Annotated in this window: 15 protein-coding genes and 2 pseudogenes; 4 read left to right on the top strand and 13 right to left on the bottom strand. The window is 41.2% G+C overall.

The annotated features are described in order from the left end of the window. Positions 1-74: 74 nt before the first annotated feature. The 6 genes and pseudogenes from E4K67_RS21845 to E4K67_RS31180 all read right to left on the bottom strand — a co-directional run bounded on the left by E4K67_RS21845 (position 75) and on the right by E4K67_RS31180 (position 5,799). Positions 75-1,931 (bottom strand): bifunctional diguanylate cyclase/phosphodiesterase, encoded by a 1,857-nt coding sequence (locus tag E4K67_RS21845; protein WP_135550606.1) that lies wholly within the window; start codon positions 1,929-1,931, stop codon positions 75-77. Positions 1,932-2,123: 192 nt separating this feature from the next. Then, positions 2,124-2,210, bottom strand: a pseudogene (locus tag E4K67_RS31620) (histidine kinase dimerization/phospho-acceptor domain-containing protein); the annotation flags it as partial. A 474-nt stretch (positions 2,211-2,684) separates the two neighbouring features. Further along, a complete protein-coding gene (gene tnpA / locus E4K67_RS21855) occupies positions 2,685-3,167 on the bottom strand; it encodes an IS200/IS605 family transposase (RefSeq protein WP_135550610.1) in 483 nt (160 codons plus the stop codon). Between the two features lie 181 nt (positions 3,168-3,348). Continuing rightward, complete coding sequence (locus tag E4K67_RS21860) at positions 3,349-4,806, bottom strand: sensor histidine kinase (protein WP_135550612.1); 1,458 nt, start codon at positions 4,804-4,806, stop codon at positions 3,349-3,351. Continuing rightward, positions 4,807-5,478 (bottom strand): response regulator transcription factor, encoded by a 672-nt coding sequence (locus E4K67_RS21865; RefSeq protein ID WP_135550614.1) that lies wholly within the window; start codon positions 5,476-5,478, stop codon positions 4,807-4,809. 192 nt (positions 5,479-5,670) lie between these two features. Further along, positions 5,671-5,799: a hypothetical protein gene (locus tag E4K67_RS31180; RefSeq protein WP_274594904.1), complete on the bottom strand. Its 129-nt coding sequence runs from the start codon at positions 5,797-5,799 to the stop codon at positions 5,671-5,673. A gap of 335 nt (positions 5,800-6,134) precedes the next feature. On the opposite strand from E4K67_RS31180, the gene E4K67_RS21870 reads away from it, so the two are divergent. Next, positions 6,135-7,097: a DUF4405 domain-containing protein gene (locus E4K67_RS21870; protein WP_135550616.1), complete on the top strand. Its 963-nt coding sequence runs from the start codon at positions 6,135-6,137 to the stop codon at positions 7,095-7,097. A gap of 89 nt (positions 7,098-7,186) precedes the next feature. Here the strand turns inward: E4K67_RS21870 and E4K67_RS21875 are convergent, their stop codons facing one another. Both E4K67_RS21875 and E4K67_RS21880 read right to left on the bottom strand, forming a co-directional pair. Then, positions 7,187-10,639 (bottom strand): pyruvate carboxylase, encoded by a 3,453-nt coding sequence (locus E4K67_RS21875; protein ID WP_135550618.1) that lies wholly within the window; start codon positions 10,637-10,639, stop codon positions 7,187-7,189. A 371-nt stretch (positions 10,640-11,010) separates the two neighbouring features. Continuing rightward, on the bottom strand, positions 11,011-11,388 hold the full coding sequence (locus E4K67_RS21880; RefSeq protein WP_135550620.1) for a winged helix-turn-helix transcriptional regulator: 378 nt from the start codon (positions 11,386-11,388) through the stop codon (positions 11,011-11,013). 141 nt (positions 11,389-11,529) lie between these two features. Here E4K67_RS21880 and E4K67_RS21885 point away from each other — a divergent pair, with 141 nt between their 5' ends. Further along, the gene (locus tag E4K67_RS21885) at positions 11,530-12,072 is read left to right on the top strand and encodes a nitroreductase family protein (protein WP_135550621.1); all 543 of its coding nucleotides are present in this window, start codon (positions 11,530-11,532) and stop codon (positions 12,070-12,072) included. Positions 12,073-12,472: 400 nt separating this feature from the next. Continuing rightward, a complete protein-coding gene (locus E4K67_RS21890) occupies positions 12,473-12,871 on the top strand; it encodes a pyridoxamine 5'-phosphate oxidase family protein (RefSeq protein ID WP_135550623.1) in 399 nt (132 codons plus the stop codon). Between the two features lie 133 nt (positions 12,872-13,004). On the opposite strand, the gene E4K67_RS21895 is transcribed toward E4K67_RS21890, so the two are convergent. The 4 genes from E4K67_RS21895 to E4K67_RS30260 all read right to left on the bottom strand — a co-directional run bounded on the left by E4K67_RS21895 (position 13,005) and on the right by E4K67_RS30260 (position 14,660). Beyond that, the gene (locus E4K67_RS21895; RefSeq protein ID WP_135550625.1) at positions 13,005-13,562 is read right to left on the bottom strand and encodes a helix-turn-helix domain-containing protein; all 558 of its coding nucleotides are present in this window, start codon (positions 13,560-13,562) and stop codon (positions 13,005-13,007) included. Between the two features lie 304 nt (positions 13,563-13,866). Then, positions 13,867-14,085 (bottom strand): DUF3102 domain-containing protein, encoded by a 219-nt coding sequence (locus E4K67_RS31625; protein WP_135550627.1) that lies wholly within the window; start codon positions 14,083-14,085, stop codon positions 13,867-13,869. Between the two features lie 21 nt (positions 14,086-14,106). Next, the gene (locus E4K67_RS21905) at positions 14,107-14,490 is read right to left on the bottom strand and encodes a type II toxin-antitoxin system death-on-curing family toxin (RefSeq protein WP_135550629.1); all 384 of its coding nucleotides are present in this window, start codon (positions 14,488-14,490) and stop codon (positions 14,107-14,109) included. Beyond that, positions 14,487-14,660: a hypothetical protein gene (locus E4K67_RS30260; protein ID WP_199242624.1), complete on the bottom strand. Its 174-nt coding sequence runs from the start codon at positions 14,658-14,660 to the stop codon at positions 14,487-14,489. The genes E4K67_RS21905 and E4K67_RS30260 overlap by 4 nt, the downstream gene beginning before the upstream one ends. Before the next feature lie 209 nt (positions 14,661-14,869). On the opposite strand from E4K67_RS30260, the pseudogene E4K67_RS21915 reads away from it, so the two are divergent. Then, positions 14,870-17,020, top strand: a pseudogene (locus E4K67_RS21915) (thioredoxin domain-containing protein). Positions 17,021-17,165: 145 nt separating this feature from the next. Here E4K67_RS21915 and E4K67_RS21920 read toward each other — a convergent pair. Continuing rightward, entirely contained in the window at positions 17,166-18,233 is a 1,068-nt protein-coding gene (locus tag E4K67_RS21920; protein ID WP_135550634.1) for an HD-GYP domain-containing protein, read from the bottom strand. Between the last annotated feature and the right edge of the window lie 29 nt (positions 18,234-18,262).

An 18,262-nucleotide genomic window follows, 5' to 3' on the forward strand; every position in this document is an offset into this window, starting at 1 on the left:
TTGTATCAATTTTGGTCAAGTAAGTTCTCAAATAGTATGAGAGCACGCGTGCGGCAACTCGAACAACGGATTCTTTAACTTATTGTCTTATTTCTCCCACTGTTCTTTGCCAGATAAAGATTCTTATCTGCACGGTCAATCAACTGTTCATAAGTCATTTTTTCAGAATTTAAAGTGTACGTTCCAAAGCTAGCTGTAATATTAATATGCTCTTTATTATATTGTATTTTTGCTTTTTCGATAGCTTTTCTAATTCCCTCAGCAACCTTCCTCGCTACACTCTCATCTGCATTAAGAAGTACTATTAAGAATTCTTCTCCACCATATCTTGCAATCCAATCTATACTTCTTCTGATATTGTGTTTTGCAATCTTAACAAATTCTTTTAATACATGATCCCCTGCCAAATGTCCATAAGTATCATTTACTTTTTTAAAATGATCAAGATCAGCCATAATAGCCGATATTGGTTGATTTTGATTGGACGCATTAAAAATATCTACCTGAAGTCTTTCTTCAATATAACGTTTATTATATGTATTTGTTAAACTGTCTGTAATAATAGCTTCATTCATTTTATTAATCATTTGATTAATCTCGCTAATTGACTTACCCTTTATATTTAGGATAAAATCTGCTTTAGTTAGATCATTCATCAACTCAAGCGTATAAGTATCATCGCTCGTATTGAAGTCCATGCATAATATATACTTTTTACAATCTATATTTGTAAAAATTTTGGAAATAGTTACACAAAGATTGCCTGTAGCAAGTGAAACATAGGGTTCAGTAATATATTTGTTCAGTTTTGCAAATATCAAAGGGTAATAGTATTTTTCCATTGAATGATCGGTCCCCATCCTCGCTGAATAAAAAAACAGATTTTCTTTAATCTCATTTTCATCGTAGAAACGCATCGTATTACTTAACTGAACACCACATTCGTCAAGGATGTATGCACATTCGATAATCTTATTAGCCCAAATAATTTCCAGAAGCTTATTATCAAATTCCTGACAGGATTCCCTAACAAGCTCTTTAATTGAATTATTAACTATCAAATTCAGTTGTTTATTCTTCTGTCTCTCTTCTCTGATTTGTTTTTTCATGTATTGATTAAAACTCTTGCTTATCATTTCTATTTTATTATTGGAGAAGATGTCTGATTCGTTGTAAACTTCTAGTGGCTTTGAAAAGTAATATCCCTGTATCATATGTCCGCCGAGTCTCAGTATTTGGATAGCCTCTTCCTCTGTTTCAACACCTTCTGCAATAACAAGAGCTCCAATCTTATTGGACATATTCACCAAGGATTTAAAAACGCCCTGTTTATAATAATCATTCTGAATATTTCTAACGAGAGAAATATCAATTTTTATAATATCAGGTTTTACAAGTAATATTCTGTCCATATTGGAAAATCCAGTGCCTACATCGTCTAGTGCCACCATAAACCCACATTTTCGGTATGTATCAGTAAATCTCTTTAATGCTGTATTATCTTGAACCTTTGTTTCGTTAATTTCAATTACAATATTCCTTGGGTTTATTTCATAAGTCTTAACTTGGTTTGTTAAATAATTCGAACCTTCTACCTTATCTAATATAGAAGCATCGATATTCAGAAACAATAGTTTATCATTGTTCTGTTGATATAAATAACTAAAGGCTTCAATAACCTTCTCCCTGCAAACCCTGTCAAGTTCTAATGTTAATCCTGCATTCTGAGCAACATCAAACAACGTTATTGGCGAAATGATCTGATTTGTAGACGTGTTCATACCTCGAATCAATCCCTCTACTCCACTCACCATTTTTCTACTTACAGATACAACTGGCTGAAAGTAAACTGTAAGCTTTTTGTTCCTTATAATATCATTTATATCAATAATTTCTGGTATTTTTAAATCGCAATCCATTAAAGTATGCATTAGAAAACGCCTCCAGCTTAAACTAAGTAAAAAAATAAAAGCCTCTAGAAAAGTCAACGATTTTGTTAGACTTCCCCTAAAGGCTTCTTTGCCAATATAATGTAAAACAACACACTTTTATTCATATAATATTATACTAAATTAATATTATATAGACAAGTTATTTTCTATTTTGAAGCATATCGAGAAGAGAAGATCTATAAATCCGATAATTCCATTCATGGGTGTTCTGATTTCATGACTAATATTGGCAAGAAACTGGGATTTAGCAGCTGTAGCTTCTTCTTCTTCTTCTTCTTCTTCTTCTTCTTCTTCTTCTTCTTCTTCTTTTTCTTTTTCTTTTTCTTTTTCTTTTTCTTTTTCTTTTTCTTTTTCTTTCATTATTGGCTTCGGAAATAAATTGTTTCTGAAACAAGCGGGAAATGGAGTTAACCGATAATAATATCAACCCATAAAAAATCAACAGAAGTACCGTGAAAATCATGAACAAGAAGTTGTGTTCACTTGCCAAAGTAGCTGTTATTATACTCCCCAGGGCACCAACCCAAATCATTGACAAAGTTCAGAATTATCGGTTTCGGCCGTTTTCTTTAATGTGCATGGCTCCATGCGTGGCGCACAATCATGACCACCCGCTTAGCGGGTGGTTTGCTCTAGCCCTATAAGGGCATGATACAGGCTGAGCCTTAAGGCTCATTGAAATTTTCGCCAGCCGCACATTTTCCCGAACTACCCCTAAAGGGGTTTTGGGGATCATTTTTTCTTGTTCTTAGCTACTGGCTCACCCGTAAACGGGTCTACGAACTCCTTGATGCTTAACTGATCTGCTACAATATCTTCTTGCAGCTGTTTTCGAATATATTGCTCTATCGCCTTTTTATTTCGTCCTACTGTATCCACATAATATCCTCTACACCAAAAATGTCTGTTGCCATACTTGTACTTCAAATTTGCATACCTATCAAAGATCATTAACGAGCTTTTTCCTTTCAGATATCCCATAAAACTCGATACACTTATTTTTGGTGGTATAGACACCAACCTATGAATGTGGTCTGGACAGGCATTGGCTTCAATTATCTCTACTTTCTTATAATCACACAATTTCCTGATTATCTTTCCTATGTCTCCTTTGATCTTTCCATAGATTATCTGTCTTCGATATTTTGGTGCAAATACGATGTGATATTTACAGTTCCATTGAGTATGTGCTAAACTTTCAGTATCCAATTGGATTTCTACCTCCTTTGTTTTAGTGCGGCTGACGAAACCAGCACTATTTTAACAAAGGTAGGTAGTTTTTTCTACGCATAGCTAAAGCTTTTTGGAACCACCTGCATAGCAGGTGGTTTTCGTTAGACAAAAAATGACTTGGCAAAAGCCAAGTCTTAATCTTTACCCTCCCTGTGCACTATCGCTAGCTGTAAGGCAACCATATGGTAACATAGGTCCCTCTTCCTCGCTCGCTTTGAATATCTATTGTCCCTCCGTGGTTCTTTACAATAGATTGACAAATAGATAACCCTAATCCGCTCCCTCCTCCGTCACGCCTGCGGGCGCCATCCGACCTGTAAAACCGCTCAAAAATATGAGGTAAATCCTTGGGGTTGATGCCGATACCTGTGTCTCTGATAGTTATTTCCGCACCTAAACGACTTCCCGAATTACTTCTGTCACGTAAAATCAATTCTATTAGCCCTCCTGCAGGAGTATATCGAATGCTGTTATGCAAAAGGTTTCTCAACAGTCGTTCTATTGCCAATTGGTTACAGTCCACCCGTAAGTCTTTCTCCAAGTTCATAATTAGCGTGACTTGGTTTTGTTCTGCGAATTCCCCAAATTCACTATTTACCCTTTGCAGCAAGGGTCCCAAGGGAATTGCTTGTTCTATCTCCATTTTCAATCCACTATCAAACTTAGCCAGAGCAAGAAGATTGTCTGTCAAAGAGCCCATGTATTCTGCCTCTGTTAGACATCCCTTTAGAGCCTGAATATAGTCCTTTTCGCTTCGGTGTTGGCGTAGTGTTATCTCTAGCTCGGAACGAAGGGCGCTTAAGGGAGTGCGTAAATCGTGGGCAGCATCATTCACGAACCTGGTTTGGGTCACAAAGGCCGTTTCCAGCCGTTTTAGCATCGCATTTAATACCTCCACCAGATGGTTTAGTGTGGCATCACTAACAGGAACCTCAATCCGGGAAGTTAAAGTGCTACCGTCTATTTCCTCTGCCACGGCAATAATTTTGCGTAGCGGTTTAAAGGTGTTCCACACCAGATAGGCAGAAATGGCAACCACAACAATTACAGCTCCTAAAGATATTGCGAGCAATATTTTCCCTAAATTAAGCAGCATTTTAGCATTTTCCGTTACAGGTAAGCCGACTTGAAGTACATAATTTCCGTCTTTGCCCTCGGACAAAGGCCAGTAGATAATTCGTACTCCTCCCTTATCTGTCCAAAAAGGACGCGCCCAGTCTGAAATTGCGGAAACATCCAAACGTCCGTGGTGCCCATGGTGCCCAACTGCATCCGTGAAGATTTCTCCTCCATGTAAAGCCTGCTGTAACAAATCACCTTCCACAGGAAGAAGAACCTCTTGATTCGATGCATAGACCACCGTGCCCTGGCTGTCTACCACTTGTATGTAAGCCTGAGGCTCCTCACCCTTCCTGACCGGTAATTCTTGAGACCAATCTTTGGTAGGCAAACTATCCGCAGTTGATCGGGCCAAGGAAGTTAGTGCCGAGTCTACACTGCTTTTCAATAAGTAATCAGTCGTCACATAGGACGCAAGTAGGGCCGCGAAAAGCACCGTGATAAATACGGTGCCAGTTATCACCGCAAGACGCAAGGGTAGGCTATTTTTCCACAGGCGCAATCATACTACCTCCAAGCGATAGCCCACGCCGCGGATAGTTTTGAGCCATACGCGATCGTCGATTAACCTCAGTTTTTTTCGCAGATTTTTAATCTGAGCTTCAATCGTGTTATCTGATGCTTCCCATGGCTCTTTCCAACACTGTCCTGCCAGAGTCTCCTTACCCAGTATCTGGCCCGGATGACGTAAGAAGAGGTCCATAAGATCATATTCAAGCCTGTTCAACATTACTGAACGCTCTTGGAGCGTAAGAAGCCTGGTCTGAGGGTTAAGTTCCAAGTTTCCAGCTTTAATGACAGAGCTAGTGTTAAGACTACCGCGTCGTTGCAAAGCTTCAATCCTAGCTAATAATTCATCAAAGGCAAAAGGTTTGCAAAGGTAATCATCCGCTCCCGCCTTTAGGCCAGTGACCCTGTCGGAAACAGCATCCAAAGCTGTTAGCATAAGTACAGGCGTATTACAGTTTCCCTGCCTCCATTTTTGCAACAACTCTTCACCCCGTATATCCGGTAACATGCGATCTAAAACAATCACCCCGTAAGTACGAGTGATATGAAAAAGGTCCGCTTCATTCCCATCCATCGCACGGTCAATCTGATATCCTTCCTCACGTAAACCACGAACTATAATTTCTCCCAAGTGTGCATCGTCTTCCACAAGTAAGATCCGCACTGTCGTCCTCCTTTATTGCAAATACCTACTCGGCATTCGCCCAGAACGCAGGTAAAGAATATGCAAGCTAAATACTTCTATTAAATCCCTTTACGCTCACAATAATTCTGTATTATAGAAGCAACAACTATTATACTTCCTGTACTCCAGTATATCATTTCATCCACTCGTTGGGACTGTCGGTCCCACTATCTATTGCCATTTTGCCAGAAAATACACAGGATATATTTTTAGACCTTCTACCCATTCAGCAGTAGTAATTACCTGCACATTCATGGTTAGATTCATAGCCTCAAACATTATACCAACGACCTTCTTCATCTTTCAGCCACACTACGAAGCCTTGGTGGTGGATTGCTTAGGATTCAGCTGGATTTGGGTGTGATCTGAATTTAAAGGAGTCAATGGAGTCGTAGTTTTTAGGCGATGATGTTAACTATAATTGACTAAACTGAAATCAACCTGAAATGTACATTTTATCCATTCCTTCAAACCCAATGAGTTTCAGAAACGATTCGGCTGATTTTCAGCTAAAGCTCAGCTATATTTCAGCCTTATTTCAGATTGCAATTACATAATAATATTGCCTTACAGAAACATATTGTGAGCGCAACTGAAAATTACAAAACTAGTTGAAGTAGAGAGGAGTAAATTAGATGAATAATAAAACCACAATAAAGTTAACCCTTGATTTCGCTATGACAGTGGTGTTTTTACGTTTGCTCGATGCTCATAGTACAGGACTTGTCTTCCATGAAATTGTAGGGCTTTCTATCATCACCCTTTTTATGGCCCATATCCTATTGAACTGGTCATGGGTTAAAACCTTCGCCAAAAACCTGTTTTGCACAAAATTCAAGATAAGGCCAAGGTTAATGTACGTTTTAAATTTAGGATTGTTAATGGGTATTAGCACCATAACCATCACCGGGATTCTTATTTCCCAAGTAATTTTCCCCTCTGGATCAAATGGAAATTCGATTCTCCTCGTTACCGTGCATAAATTGGTTTCATATTCCTGCCTAGGACTTATAGCAATACATATTTTATTACATCGGAAATATATTTTGGCTTCTATGCGCAATATGTTTGCTCATGGTGAAATGAAAACAGTGCTAGTCCTGGGAGCAGTGGTAGTTATAGGCTTATTTTTTACTCAAACCATACTCGGTTCTGATAAGAGGTTAACCTATGCCACTACACCTCCAACTGTTTCGTCGCGGAATTCGACTATCCCTCAAACAAAGGATGATCAAACCAACGCAACACTCGAAGATACACAAGAGAATGGACAAACGGTTAGTCTGTCGGATTTCCTTGGAAACATGTTTTGTACGGGCTGTAGTAAACACTGTTCCTTATTAAACTTAGGATGTGCCAAGGGCGACGCACAACTGCAGATTGCTAAAACTGAATATCAAAACCTTTATGGTCAAACTGCATCTAACACAACAATAGAAGACCCTCAAGAGAATAGCCAAAATTCCAACATAACACCGAAAGACACAGAAGTGAATGACCAAAGCGAAAATAATCGTTTCTTCAGAGATGAAAAGCCAAGTAAGGACGTTCGACAGAAGCAGAGAGGTTCTCATGGATCAGCTTTCCGGCACATGTAGATATAACATACCTAAGGTTCTCTTGCTGTCTCTATACCCCGGATGAGACTTCTGCCTTAGAGAACGGTTTAGGGGTTTTCCCGTATCATTTATTTGACGACGATAAGCAATTCTCCAGCCTTGACCTGCTGCCCTTCCTCGATATTCACCGAGCTGACAATCCCTGCTATAGAACTATTTATCCTTGTTTCCATCTTCATGGCTTCAACAACTACCAACGGCTGGTCCTCTGTTACCATGTCCCCTTCTTTAACCATCAACGTCACGACAGTCCCTGGGATAGGGGATCCGATTTCATTCTTATTGTTAGGATCTGCCATCTCCGTCAAACTGTATTCTCCCGACTGACCAAGAAGGTTGATATTGCTCCAGTTCCTGTCCTTGATTTTGATTTCTCTTCTGTTCCTGTTGACTTCAAACACTAGGGTTCTGTATCCCTCCAGATCCGGCTTCTTAATGGAACGGAGCTTGATCATTAGACTTCTTCCTTCAGCGACCTCAGCCTCGATGATTTCTCCTTCGTAAAGTCCGTGGAAGAACACGTCGCTTCCGAGCCTGCTCAGGTCTCCGTATTCGGCAACAACTTTTAAGAATCCTTCGAACACTTCCGGATACAGGGCATAGCTCAGGATATCCTTCTTAGTTGGTTCAAATTCAAATTTATCCCTCAGGTGCTTGGCGATACCGTCAAAATCTTCATCTGGGAGCAGTTCACCGGGGCGCTCGGTTATCGGTTTTTTCCCCTTCAGCACCAGCTTCTGAAGTTCCTCTGGAAATCCTCCCATCGGCTGGCCCATCATACCCATAAAATATGATACCACGGAATCAGGAAAGGCCATATTCTTCGCTTTCTCGTAAATATTCTCCGGGGTGAGGTTATTCTGGACCATAAATATGGCGAAATCCCCTACAACTTTCGAGGACGGGGTGACTTTCACGATATCCCCCAACATCTCGTTAACTGTCTTGTACATTTCCTTGATTTCAGTGAACTTATGCCCGAGACCGAAGCTTTCCACCTGCGGCTTAAGATTGGAGTACTGCCCTCCCGGAATTTCATATTTGTAGAGTTCAGCCGATCCCGATTTCAAACCCGATTCGTACTTGCCATATACCGGTCGTACCGCTTCCCAGTAGTTCGATACCTTTTGGATTCCCTTTAGGTCAATGCGCGGATCTCTTTCCGTATTTTTAAGCGCTGCAGCAATAGAATTCATGGCCGGTTGGCTCGTCAGTCCTGACATGCTATTGAACGCAGTGTCCACAATATCTAGCCCCGCTTCCACAGCCATAAGAACCGTTGCCACTCCATTACCTGTGGTGTCGTGGGTATGGAGATGGATAGGAATTCCGATCTCGTTTTTTAAGGCGCTGACCAGCTTGTAGGCTGCATGGGGCTTCAGGAGAGCTGACATGTCTTTTATGCCTAGGATATGTGCTCCAGTCTTTTCTATCTCTTTCGCGAGCTTGATATAGTAATCCAGGTTATATTTTTCCTTGCTGCTGTCGAGGATATCCCCAGTATAACAAATGCAAGCTTCAGCGACCTTCCCGCTCTTTAAGACTTGGTCAATAGAAACTTCCATGCCCCTCAGCTCGTTAAGGGAGTCGAAGATTCTGAAGACATCGATGCCTGAGACCGCCGACTCTTTAATGAATTCCCGGATGACATTGTCAGGATAGTTCTTATAGCCTACCCCATTCGCTCCTCTTATGAGCATCTGGAACAGGATGTTCGGGACTCTTAGCCTCAGTTGCTCCAGCCTTTCCCACGGAGACTCCTTGAGGAACCTGTAAGCTACGTCAAACGTCGCGCCCCCCCACATTTCAAGAGAAAATAGGTCCTGGCCGTAGACGGAAGTCGCCTTGGCGATCTTGATCATGTCCTTGGTCCTGATCCTTGTCGCCATCAGAGACTGATGGGCATCCCGCATGGTCGTGTCTGTCAGCAACACCCTCTTCTGATCTTTTATCCAGGTGACAAGCCCCTCTGCACCTTGAGTATCAAGGATCTGCTTGGTCCCGCTCAGATCGCTCGGATTAATACCCTCAATTTTAGGCACCTTGGGGACATCGTATTGCAGCTTTATCCCCATCGTCTCGTTGACCACGACATGACCTAAGAATTTTAGAACCTGGCTTTCGTCATCCGTATTCTGGGTGAGCGAGATCAGGTCAGGATTTTCCTCAATGAAACCGGTATGACATTCTCCATTCAAAAACTGCGGGTGATTGAGAACGTTGATCAGAAATCCAATATTAGTCTTGACGCCTGTAATCTGCGTCTCGGTTATCGAGCGGATAGACTTCTTGATGGCATCCTGGAAACTCCTGGACCAGGAGATGTTCTTGACGAGGAGGCTGTCATAATAAGGGCTGATTTCCGCTCCAGTGAATCCGTTGCCGCCGTCTAACCTGATCCCGAATCCCGAGCCAGTCCTGTAGGATTCGATCTTCCCCGTGTCAGGAGCGAAATTATTCGAGGGATCCTCCGTTGTAATTCTGCATTGAATGGAATACCCGTTGAGAAGGATGTCCTCCTGTGAGTTTATCCCGATTTCAGGAGAATTCAGAGCGCATCCTTGGGCGATCTGGATCTGGGCCTGTACGATATCTATCCCCGTAACCATCTCGGTAACCGTGTGCTCAACCTGAATCCGCGGATTCATTTCAATGAAATAATGATTTCCTTGGTTGTCTACCAGAAATTCGAGGGTTCCTGCACTCCTGTAGTTTACAGCTTTCGCAATTTTAAGGGCGTCCTGATGGATATTGTTTCTAATTTCCTGGGGGATGGAAAAGGCAGGCGTGAATTCCACAACCTTCTGGTGTCTTCTCTGGATTGAACAATCCCGCTCAAACATGTGAACTATATTGCCGTACTTGTCCCCGAGGACCTGCACTTCGACATGCTTCGGTTTTTCAATGAATTTTTCCATAAAGATGTGATCAATGCCAAACGCTTTTTTGGCCTCCCTTTTAGCACTTAAGTAGGCAGACCCCAGCTCATTCTCGTCCCTGACGATCCGCATTCCCCTTCCTCCGCCTCCAGCAGCTGCCTTAAGCATCAGGGGGTAACCGCATTCCGTCGCGTGCATTCTTGCTTCATCCACAGTTTTAACTACCTTCTCATAACCTGGGATGATCGGGACTCCAACTTCCTTGGCAACGATCTTTGACTTGATCTTGTCTCCCAACCTGTCCATCATCTCCGCCGTCGGCCCGATGAATTCGATGCCTTCCTGCTCGCAGCGCATGGCGAATTCTGGGTTCTCCGACAAGAAGCCGTATCCTGGATGGATGGCATCAACGCCCTTCTTGATTGCCAGGCTGATGATCTCCTCAATATTCAGATAAGCATCAACAGGACTTCTGCCCTCACCGATGAGATAAGCCTCATCGGCCTTGCTCCTGAAAAGTGAATATTTATCTTCGTTGGAATATATAGCGACAGTCCTTATCCCCAGCTCATTGAGGGCTCTGAATACCCTGATAGCGATTTCGCCTCTATTGGCGACCATCACCCTTTTAAATTTACCCATGATGTCTTCCTCCATCTCTTATTTGTTGCGCTCGAACTTCTCCGAGGCAGTTGCTAACATGGTTATCTTTTGCTTAATGACATTAAACCTATAATTATTCTATTATACTTTATAATTCACCTGTCAACATTTTTTTCTGCAATTAGACAGCTCTATGTTCTCTCAACCTTTATAAATGTTCTGCATATAGACATACCAATAGTATGTCTATATGCAGAATAACCAAAAGCTATGGAGGTTACTATGATAAATGCTAACAATTATACCAATAAACTAGCCAATGAAACCATACATAAACAAGCAGGACTGTTGCCCAGCGAACGAAAGAGTTCGTAGGCAAGAGCCCTGCTTCAAAACTACCCCATCTCTAATCATTTGCATGAGATAGGGTAGTTCATTCCCCATTTAAACATTTCGTAGAAAATAGGCAATAATGCTTTCCCAGTTTCGGTTAATGAGTATTCAACATGTGGAGGAATTTCATTGTATTGAACACGATTAACTAGATGGTTTTCTTCTAATTCTCGCAACGATGAAATAAGCATAGTGTTAGTAATTGCAGGTATAGCTTTCTTAAATTCCCCAAAACGTATGCTATCATGTTTAAACATTTCATATAAAATATGATTTTTCCACTTTCCCTGCAATAAATTTAAGGTTCTAGTAACTGGACAGATCTGGCTGTCATTATTCGGAACAGTTTGATGGATGTCCTGTAAAAATTGCTCAAAGGTGTAATTATCGCTCATATATCCTCCTTTTGTATTTGACTCTATTGTACAATAAACTATACTAAGTCAGTTGTTTCTGCGTACTTGCGATACTTTATTTTACTTAGTATAATATTGATACTGACGTAAGTCAAGATAATATAATTGGAGGAACATACTATGAATGTAATGGAAGCAATTGCAAAAAGACAAAGCTGTAGGGCTTACACGGGTGAGCAAATTACCCAAGAAGAACTGTCTGTTATTTTAAAAGCTGCGAATGCAGCACCTGTGGGAAAAGGAAGCTACGAGGATGTAAAATTAACAGTCATTCAGAATAGCTCTTTACTGACTAAACTGGATAAGGCGGCTGAAGAGATGTTGAGAGGTCAAGTACCACATCCTATGCCACATCCTACTTATGAAGCGCCGACACTTATTTTGGTTACAGTTAAACCACAGGAAGGCCCATTGGCCGGAGTACCTTATTGTAATGCCTCCTGCATCATGGAAAATATGTGGCTTGCAGCGACAGAACTTGGTCTTGGAAGTGTATTTCTTATGGGTGTAGCAATGGCATTTAGTGGAAATAAAGAGCTTAGTGATGAGGCGAAAATACCGGAAGGTTTTGCTCCTGTGGCTCTATTAGCCGTTGGAAAACCTGCTCAACCACTGAAGGACAGAGAGTTAACGGATACAAAGATTGTTGTTGAGTTTGTCTAGTAATCATAAGAATTCCAGACCTTGAGTGAAATAAGTGCTAATAATTAATTCACGGATATATGGCGGATTAAGTCGCTGTTTCCATAAACTAACTAATGCCCATGAATATTATTTTCAAGCTCTAAAACCCTTAGAGTATGGCATTAAATGACAAACGGTGTATTTCTATTTTTATCTGAGGATTATGTATTGTTTCATCTTTTCGATACATGCTCATCTCAGAAGCAATTGTGGGATTTTTGCCACGCTTCTATATTCAAACTGATGGAATATGACCGCAAAAATAAAACCAATTATACAAAATCTCAATGGCCTCAATGAATACAGGGAAAAGCTTAAGTCCGCTTCAAAGTAATGTGCGCTGGTTATATAATAATAAATTTAAAGTGAGGTAAAGATCATGAAAGAAATCCTAAAGTATATTACTGAGGCTAAAACATTTTATATTGCAACGACAGATGGCGACAAGCCAAAGGTTCGACCCTTCGGCTTTATCATGGAATTTGAAAATAAACTCTATTTTTGTACGAGTAATCAGAAGGATGTTTGCAAACAGTTAGTTGCCAATCCTAATTTCGAAGTTTGTACCATGTCCGGAAATACTCAGTGGATCAGATTGCAGGGTAAAGCAGTTTTCGATTCTAACCCAGCTGCAAAAGCGAAAGCCTTTGAAGTAATGCCCGGTCTTGCTAGCATATACAAATCTTCGGATAATCCTTCGTTCGAGGTTTTCTATGTATCAGAAGGTAAAGCGACATTTTATTCTTTCATGGATGAACCACGAACCGTCGTATTATAATTAGTTCTCATTACCAAGAGAGAGTGCCGAAACGAACGTTTCGACACTCTCTCTTTTCCACTTTGGAGGTAATGAATAAATTGAGGCAATAGGTAACCAACAGGAAGTCAGGAGACCAATAGAGAAGAACAATTTATTCTGTTTTGGATAGAGGGAGCATGGCCGGAGGCGTCAAAGCGACAATTACTTTAGAAAGGGTATCCGCAGCGTTTTGACAGAGATGAGGATGACTCCCATCCCAGTGAATGCTATCTCCTTCTTCTAAAATTGCAGAGAAATCCCCTTGGATCACCTTAACTTTACCAGTGAGTACCATAATCCACTCTTCACCCTCGTGTGTATGCGCACAATTACCCGCTTGATACCCCGGAGGCAACTCAGCCATGACAATTTGCAATTGCCTGCCAAAGGGTGCCGATAATATTTCAAGCGCTGGCTCATCTCCGAATTTTATCTTGGGACGAGCATTTTTTGTGACTAGATGAGGGGGGAATGGTTCATCGGCTACTAAATTTCTGATCGGCACTTTTAGGGCATTCGCCATTTTCTGAAGACTTTCTAAGGAAAGGGACACCTTGTCATTCTCCACCTGACTAATGAAACCCCGAGATAGCCCAGTTGCCTCTGCTAATTGAGGAATAGTTAAATGTAATTCTAGTCGATGAGCTTTAATCTTAGGTCCAATAGACATGACGGCATCCCCTTATAGTTTAGTATTACTAAAATAACATTGACGTTAATAATAAAGACAGTTATTATGTTAACACAGTAAAGTCATTATAACAAATATATTATTTCTTGCACTAAAATACAAGCAGGAAGGGAAACTTTTTAGTGATGAATCCACTAAGGCATATGAAAGAAAATAATAAGTCAATGATGCCATGGATATTTTGCGTCAGACAAGGAGATAAATATTATTCTCTATCTCTAGGGGATCTGATATCAAATAATAGTTTACAAATAGCAAAGATTCCAGAAAATTCCGTTCCAGGTTATAACTGGAACGGAATTTCTATCGCTATTCGCCACAAGTACGGTATAGCCTTCATTTTAAGTGGACGGCTTTCGGTGAATTGATCCCGTTCCTCTACCGGGATCCCAAAAAGGATGAGCCCTTGGGTGTAGTTCAAATGGTGCACCGGTGCAACATTTGGGCTCTCTTCATCATCAGGGGCGGAGAGTATTGGCCCGTACTCACAATAGAAATTCAATTTCTATGAAGAGGCAGTCCCTTAATCTTCAATATGTACCTTTATCCAAGTCAATATATCCTTTTCCCTCATAAAACCTTCTGCTGTTTTAAGACCCAGTTCTATTAACTCTTTTTGAGTGTAACACACTTTTACATTGTTCATTTTGAGCATTATCAGCATGACTGCAACACCAATTCTTTTATTACCATCAACAAATCCATGATTACTAATAAGGCTATACGCTATAACAGAAATTTTTTCTATAATGCTGGGATATAAGTCTTTGCCGTCATAAGTCATAAAGCCTCTATTTAGAGCACTCTCTATAAGTCCTCTATCTCTTATTCCTGCACTCCCTCCAGTTTCTTTAATTATTTTCCCATGGAACATGAGAACATTCTCGATTCTTAGAAATTTTATCATGTCGCTAACTCCTCGAGAGCCTCTTTATTTTCAGTAATGACAGCATCCATAAGATTTTCAATTTCTTTTTGTTCTTTAATTTTTATAAACTCAATAAAATCAATAACTTCCTTCTGCTTTTCTTCGGTCAATTGCCCAAATTCCACTAATAACTTTTCTGCTAGGTTCATAAAGGAACACCTCGCTCTCAGTTTTTACAAACAAATTATAACATAGCTATACCCAAATTTTAACTAATCATTTATATATACCTAGAAACCACACTCATTGTGATATATATATAACCCAAGATTCATTTATTGGTCGTGGCTGGGTGTATAATTAGTAATACGCATCCACAAACTAAACTGAATAGTACATTGAAAGGTGGTGATTGCCCATGACGACTACAAATACACCCAATAGATTATCCAAGGAAAAATCACCCTACTTGCTCCAACACGCAAATAATCCTGTAGACTGGTTTCCTTGGGGAGAAGAAGCTTTTGAAACTGCGAAGGCAGAAAATAAGCCTATTTTCCTTTCTATTGGGTATTCGTAGTGTAGTTTATCTACATGTCACTGGTGTCATGTCATGGAGAAGGAATCCTTTGAAGACCATGAGGTCGCGGCGCTACTCAATCGCCATTTTGTCTGCATAAAAGTTGACCGTGAGGAACGTCCTGATGTTGACCATTTGTACATGGCCTTTTGCCAAGCCCTCACTGGCGCAGGCGGTTGGCCACTCACCATTATTATGACACCTGAAAAAAAGCCTTTTTTTGCTGGAACCTATTTTCCGAAAACAGAGCGATATGGTCGTCCCGGCCTTATGGAACTCTCCGAACAAGTCGGAACTCTCTGGAAGAATGGTGAAGATAAATTACGCGAATCTGCTGAGAAAATAGTTTCTGCAGTTCATTCTGGACGAACCAAGACAAATAAACCTACGACCCAGACCGGTACGTTGGCAAGCGATGTTTCTCTACAAAACGTAAAAGGCTCCCCTTCCGAAACATTTCAAACATGGGCGAATCAAATTATTAAACAAGCCTATGATACGCTAGCCCACAGCTTTGATGCGCGATACGGAGGATTCGGCCAAGCTCCAAAATTCCCCACGCCCCATAACCTGACCTTTCTCCTGCGCTATGCAGAGGACCATCCGCAGGACAAAGCCCTCCAAATGGTCCACAAGACCCTTGACGGAATGTCACTGGGTGGAATCTATGATCACATTGGATACGGGTTTGCAAGGTACAGCACGGATGAGATGTGGTTAATCCCTCACTTCGAGAAAATGCTCTATGATAATGCCCTTCTCGCGCTGGCATACATAGAAAGTTATCAGGTCGAGCATCGTCCAGAAGATGCTCAAAAAGCGAAGGAAATTTTCACCTATGTCCTTCGAGACATGACCTCACCAGAAGGTGGTTTTTTCTCCGCAGAAGATGCCGACGCTGAAGGAGTGGAAGGAAAATTCCATGTTTGGACTCCCCAGGAAGTTGAAGCTGTACTGGGCAAGAAAACTGCAACAAAGTACTGCGCTGTTTATGATATCTCCGCTAAAGGTAACTTCGAAGGGAAAAATAATCCCAATTTATTACTTGGTGCGTTATCTAAAATCGCCCAAGATAATAGCCAGACCCAGGATGAGGTATTGAGTTCTCTCGAAGGCGCACGCCAAAGCCTATTTGCTGCACGTGAGCAACGAATCCACCCTCATAAGGACGATAAAATTTTAACAGCCTGGAACGGACTTATGATCGCTGCCCTAGCTAAAGGCGCACAAGTTCTCGGCGAAAACTCCTATCTGGAAGCCGCAGACAAGGCTGCAGAGTTTATACTCACCCACCTTGTGCAAAATGACGGTCGACTCTTAGCCCGTTATCGCGAAGGGGATGCAGCCTACCCTGGGTACTTAGACGATTATGCCTTTTTCATTTGGGGGCTCTTAGAACTATACTCTGCTAGTGGTAAGCCTCTCTATCTGAAAACAGCACTCCATCTTCAAGGAGAACTGGAACGACTCTTTACGGATGAAGAAGGCGGAGGATACTTTCTTACTGGATCAGATGCCGAAGAGCTTATCTTCCGTCCAAAAGAAAGTTATGATGGCGCCCTCCCTTCAGGTAACTCGATCACGGCGCTCAACCTTCTTCGTTTAGCGCGCCTTACCGGCGCTGAACATTGGGAAAAGAAAGCCGAACAACAGCTTCTCGCCTTTCGCCCCGTTCTTGAAGAACATCCCTCAGGATATACAGCCTTTCTCCAAGCCTTACAATTTGCTCTTCATCCAAGTCAAGAATTAATCTTAGCCGGCTCGCTCGAAAACAGTGCCCTTCCTGAAATGCGCCAAATCTTCTTTTCCGAGTTTCGTCCCTACTCTTCCCTCCTTTATCAGGAAGGAAACCTCCCGGAAATGATTCCCTGGACTAAAGATTACCCGATTGATCCAAGTCATGTTACAGCTTATCTGTGTCAAAATTTTACCTGCCAGCGCCCTGTCCGACAGATCGAAGAATTTAAAACACTCTTGAAAAAATTCTAGAAAAAGTCATAAGAAATAGGCCTATCAAATTGATAGGCCTATTTCTTATGACTTCATTCTTGTCTCAGAGCCTATAAACGTTCAAAACACCCACTATGAGAGGGTGTCCCAATTTGTTCTAGATGAACAAGTTCAAACATATAGGCTAGCGATTATCGACAGCAACGATCATGAGGGAGGGATAATCTGCCAGATTAAGATCAATCGGGTCTGTTAGAGGTTCTTCATCCTGGTAGAATAATCTTACTAAAGGACGATTGGGGAAAGAACGATTTTGTTTAACAACATTCCCTCTTTGCCCATTACTCAAAAGAATTCCCGAACCGGAAGGATAGACAGCAATATGTTTTTTAAAGACCTCCAACACCTTCGGATCAAAATGTTTATTAGATTGAGAGACAATGTACTCGTAGGCCTCATTAGGTTCAATTGCTTTCCTATAAACGCGTTTACTAGTCAGAGCTTCATACACATCAGCGATTGCCGCCAATCTTCCGTACTCATGAATTTCATTTTCTTTAAGCCCTCTTGGATAACCAGAGCCATCCCATTTTTCGTGGTGTTGTAAGGCAACATGGGCGGAAAGTATACTGAAATCCTTATTCTTGCGCAGAATGTCAAACCCATAATATGAATGTTTCTTGATCTCTTCAAATTCCATTTGGGTCAGAGACGCTTGTTTATTGAGAATCTCTTCTGAAACCTTGATTTTCCCAATATCATGCATAAGAATACCCATGCCAAATTCAATCAACTTATGCTCAGAATAGCCTGATGCAAGACCCAATACAAGCCCTATAATAGTTGTGTTGACAGAATGATGAAAGGTATAGTCATCATACCCCTGAATTTCTGTCAAGTTACCCAAAATATCAGAACTAAATAAGAGGTCGTTGAGCATTTCCTGAATTGTCCCTCGAACACAACACGCCTTTAACGCACTTTCATCGCCGCTCTCAATATATTTACTAACGTTTTCTATAGTCTTATATGCCGCTTCGCGGGTTTGTCCAGTAATAGACATATGGAATTCGACATCTTCCAGTCGGTCATCCTCAATAAATAGGACATCATACCCCATGGCCCTTAACCGTCCAATATAAGAAGTCGTCATACTAACGCCTGCTTGTAATAAGATTCTACCAGAAGAGTTGATAACAGGTCGTGCTAAGACTGATCCTTCCACAACATAACGAGTGCTTACCAAGCGCATGAATTCCCACCCTATCCAATCTAGTGTCA

The sequence above is a fragment of the Desulfosporosinus fructosivorans genome (genome assembly GCF_004766045.1).
In the GTDB taxonomy this organism is placed as follows: Bacteria; Bacillota; Desulfitobacteriia; order Desulfitobacteriales; family Desulfitobacteriaceae; genus Desulfosporosinus; species Desulfosporosinus fructosivorans.

Excerpts from the sequence above, each read along its gene's own strand:
- E4K67_RS21845 (WP_135550606.1), bottom strand. The coding sequence starts at position 1,931 with ATGCATACTTTAATGGATTGCGATTTAAAAATACCAGAAATTATTGAT.
- E4K67_RS31180 (WP_274594904.1), bottom strand. The coding sequence starts at position 5,799 with ATGAAGAAGGTCGTTGGTATAATGTTTGAGGCTATGAATCTAACCATG.
- E4K67_RS21870 (WP_135550616.1), top strand. The coding sequence starts at position 6,135 with ATGAATAATAAAACCACAATAAAGTTAACCCTTGATTTCGCTATGACA.
- E4K67_RS21875 (WP_135550618.1), bottom strand. The coding sequence starts at position 10,639 with ATGGGTAAATTTAAAAGGGTGATGGTCGCCAATAGAGGCGAAATCGCT.
- E4K67_RS21880 (WP_135550620.1), bottom strand. The coding sequence starts at position 11,388 with ATGAGCGATAATTACACCTTTGAGCAATTTTTACAGGACATCCATCAA.
- E4K67_RS21885 (WP_135550621.1), top strand. The coding sequence starts at position 11,530 with ATGAATGTAATGGAAGCAATTGCAAAAAGACAAAGCTGTAGGGCTTAC.
- E4K67_RS21890 (WP_135550623.1), top strand. The coding sequence starts at position 12,473 with ATGAAAGAAATCCTAAAGTATATTACTGAGGCTAAAACATTTTATATT.
- E4K67_RS21895 (WP_135550625.1), bottom strand. The coding sequence starts at position 13,562 with ATGTCTATTGGACCTAAGATTAAAGCTCATCGACTAGAATTACATTTA.
- E4K67_RS21905 (WP_135550629.1), bottom strand. The coding sequence starts at position 14,490 with ATGATAAAATTTCTAAGAATCGAGAATGTTCTCATGTTCCATGGGAAA.
- E4K67_RS30260 (WP_199242624.1), bottom strand. The coding sequence starts at position 14,660 with ATGAACCTAGCAGAAAAGTTATTAGTGGAATTTGGGCAATTGACCGAA.
- E4K67_RS21920 (WP_135550634.1), bottom strand. The coding sequence starts at position 18,233 with ATGCGCTTGGTAAGCACTCGTTATGTTGTGGAAGGATCAGTCTTAGCA.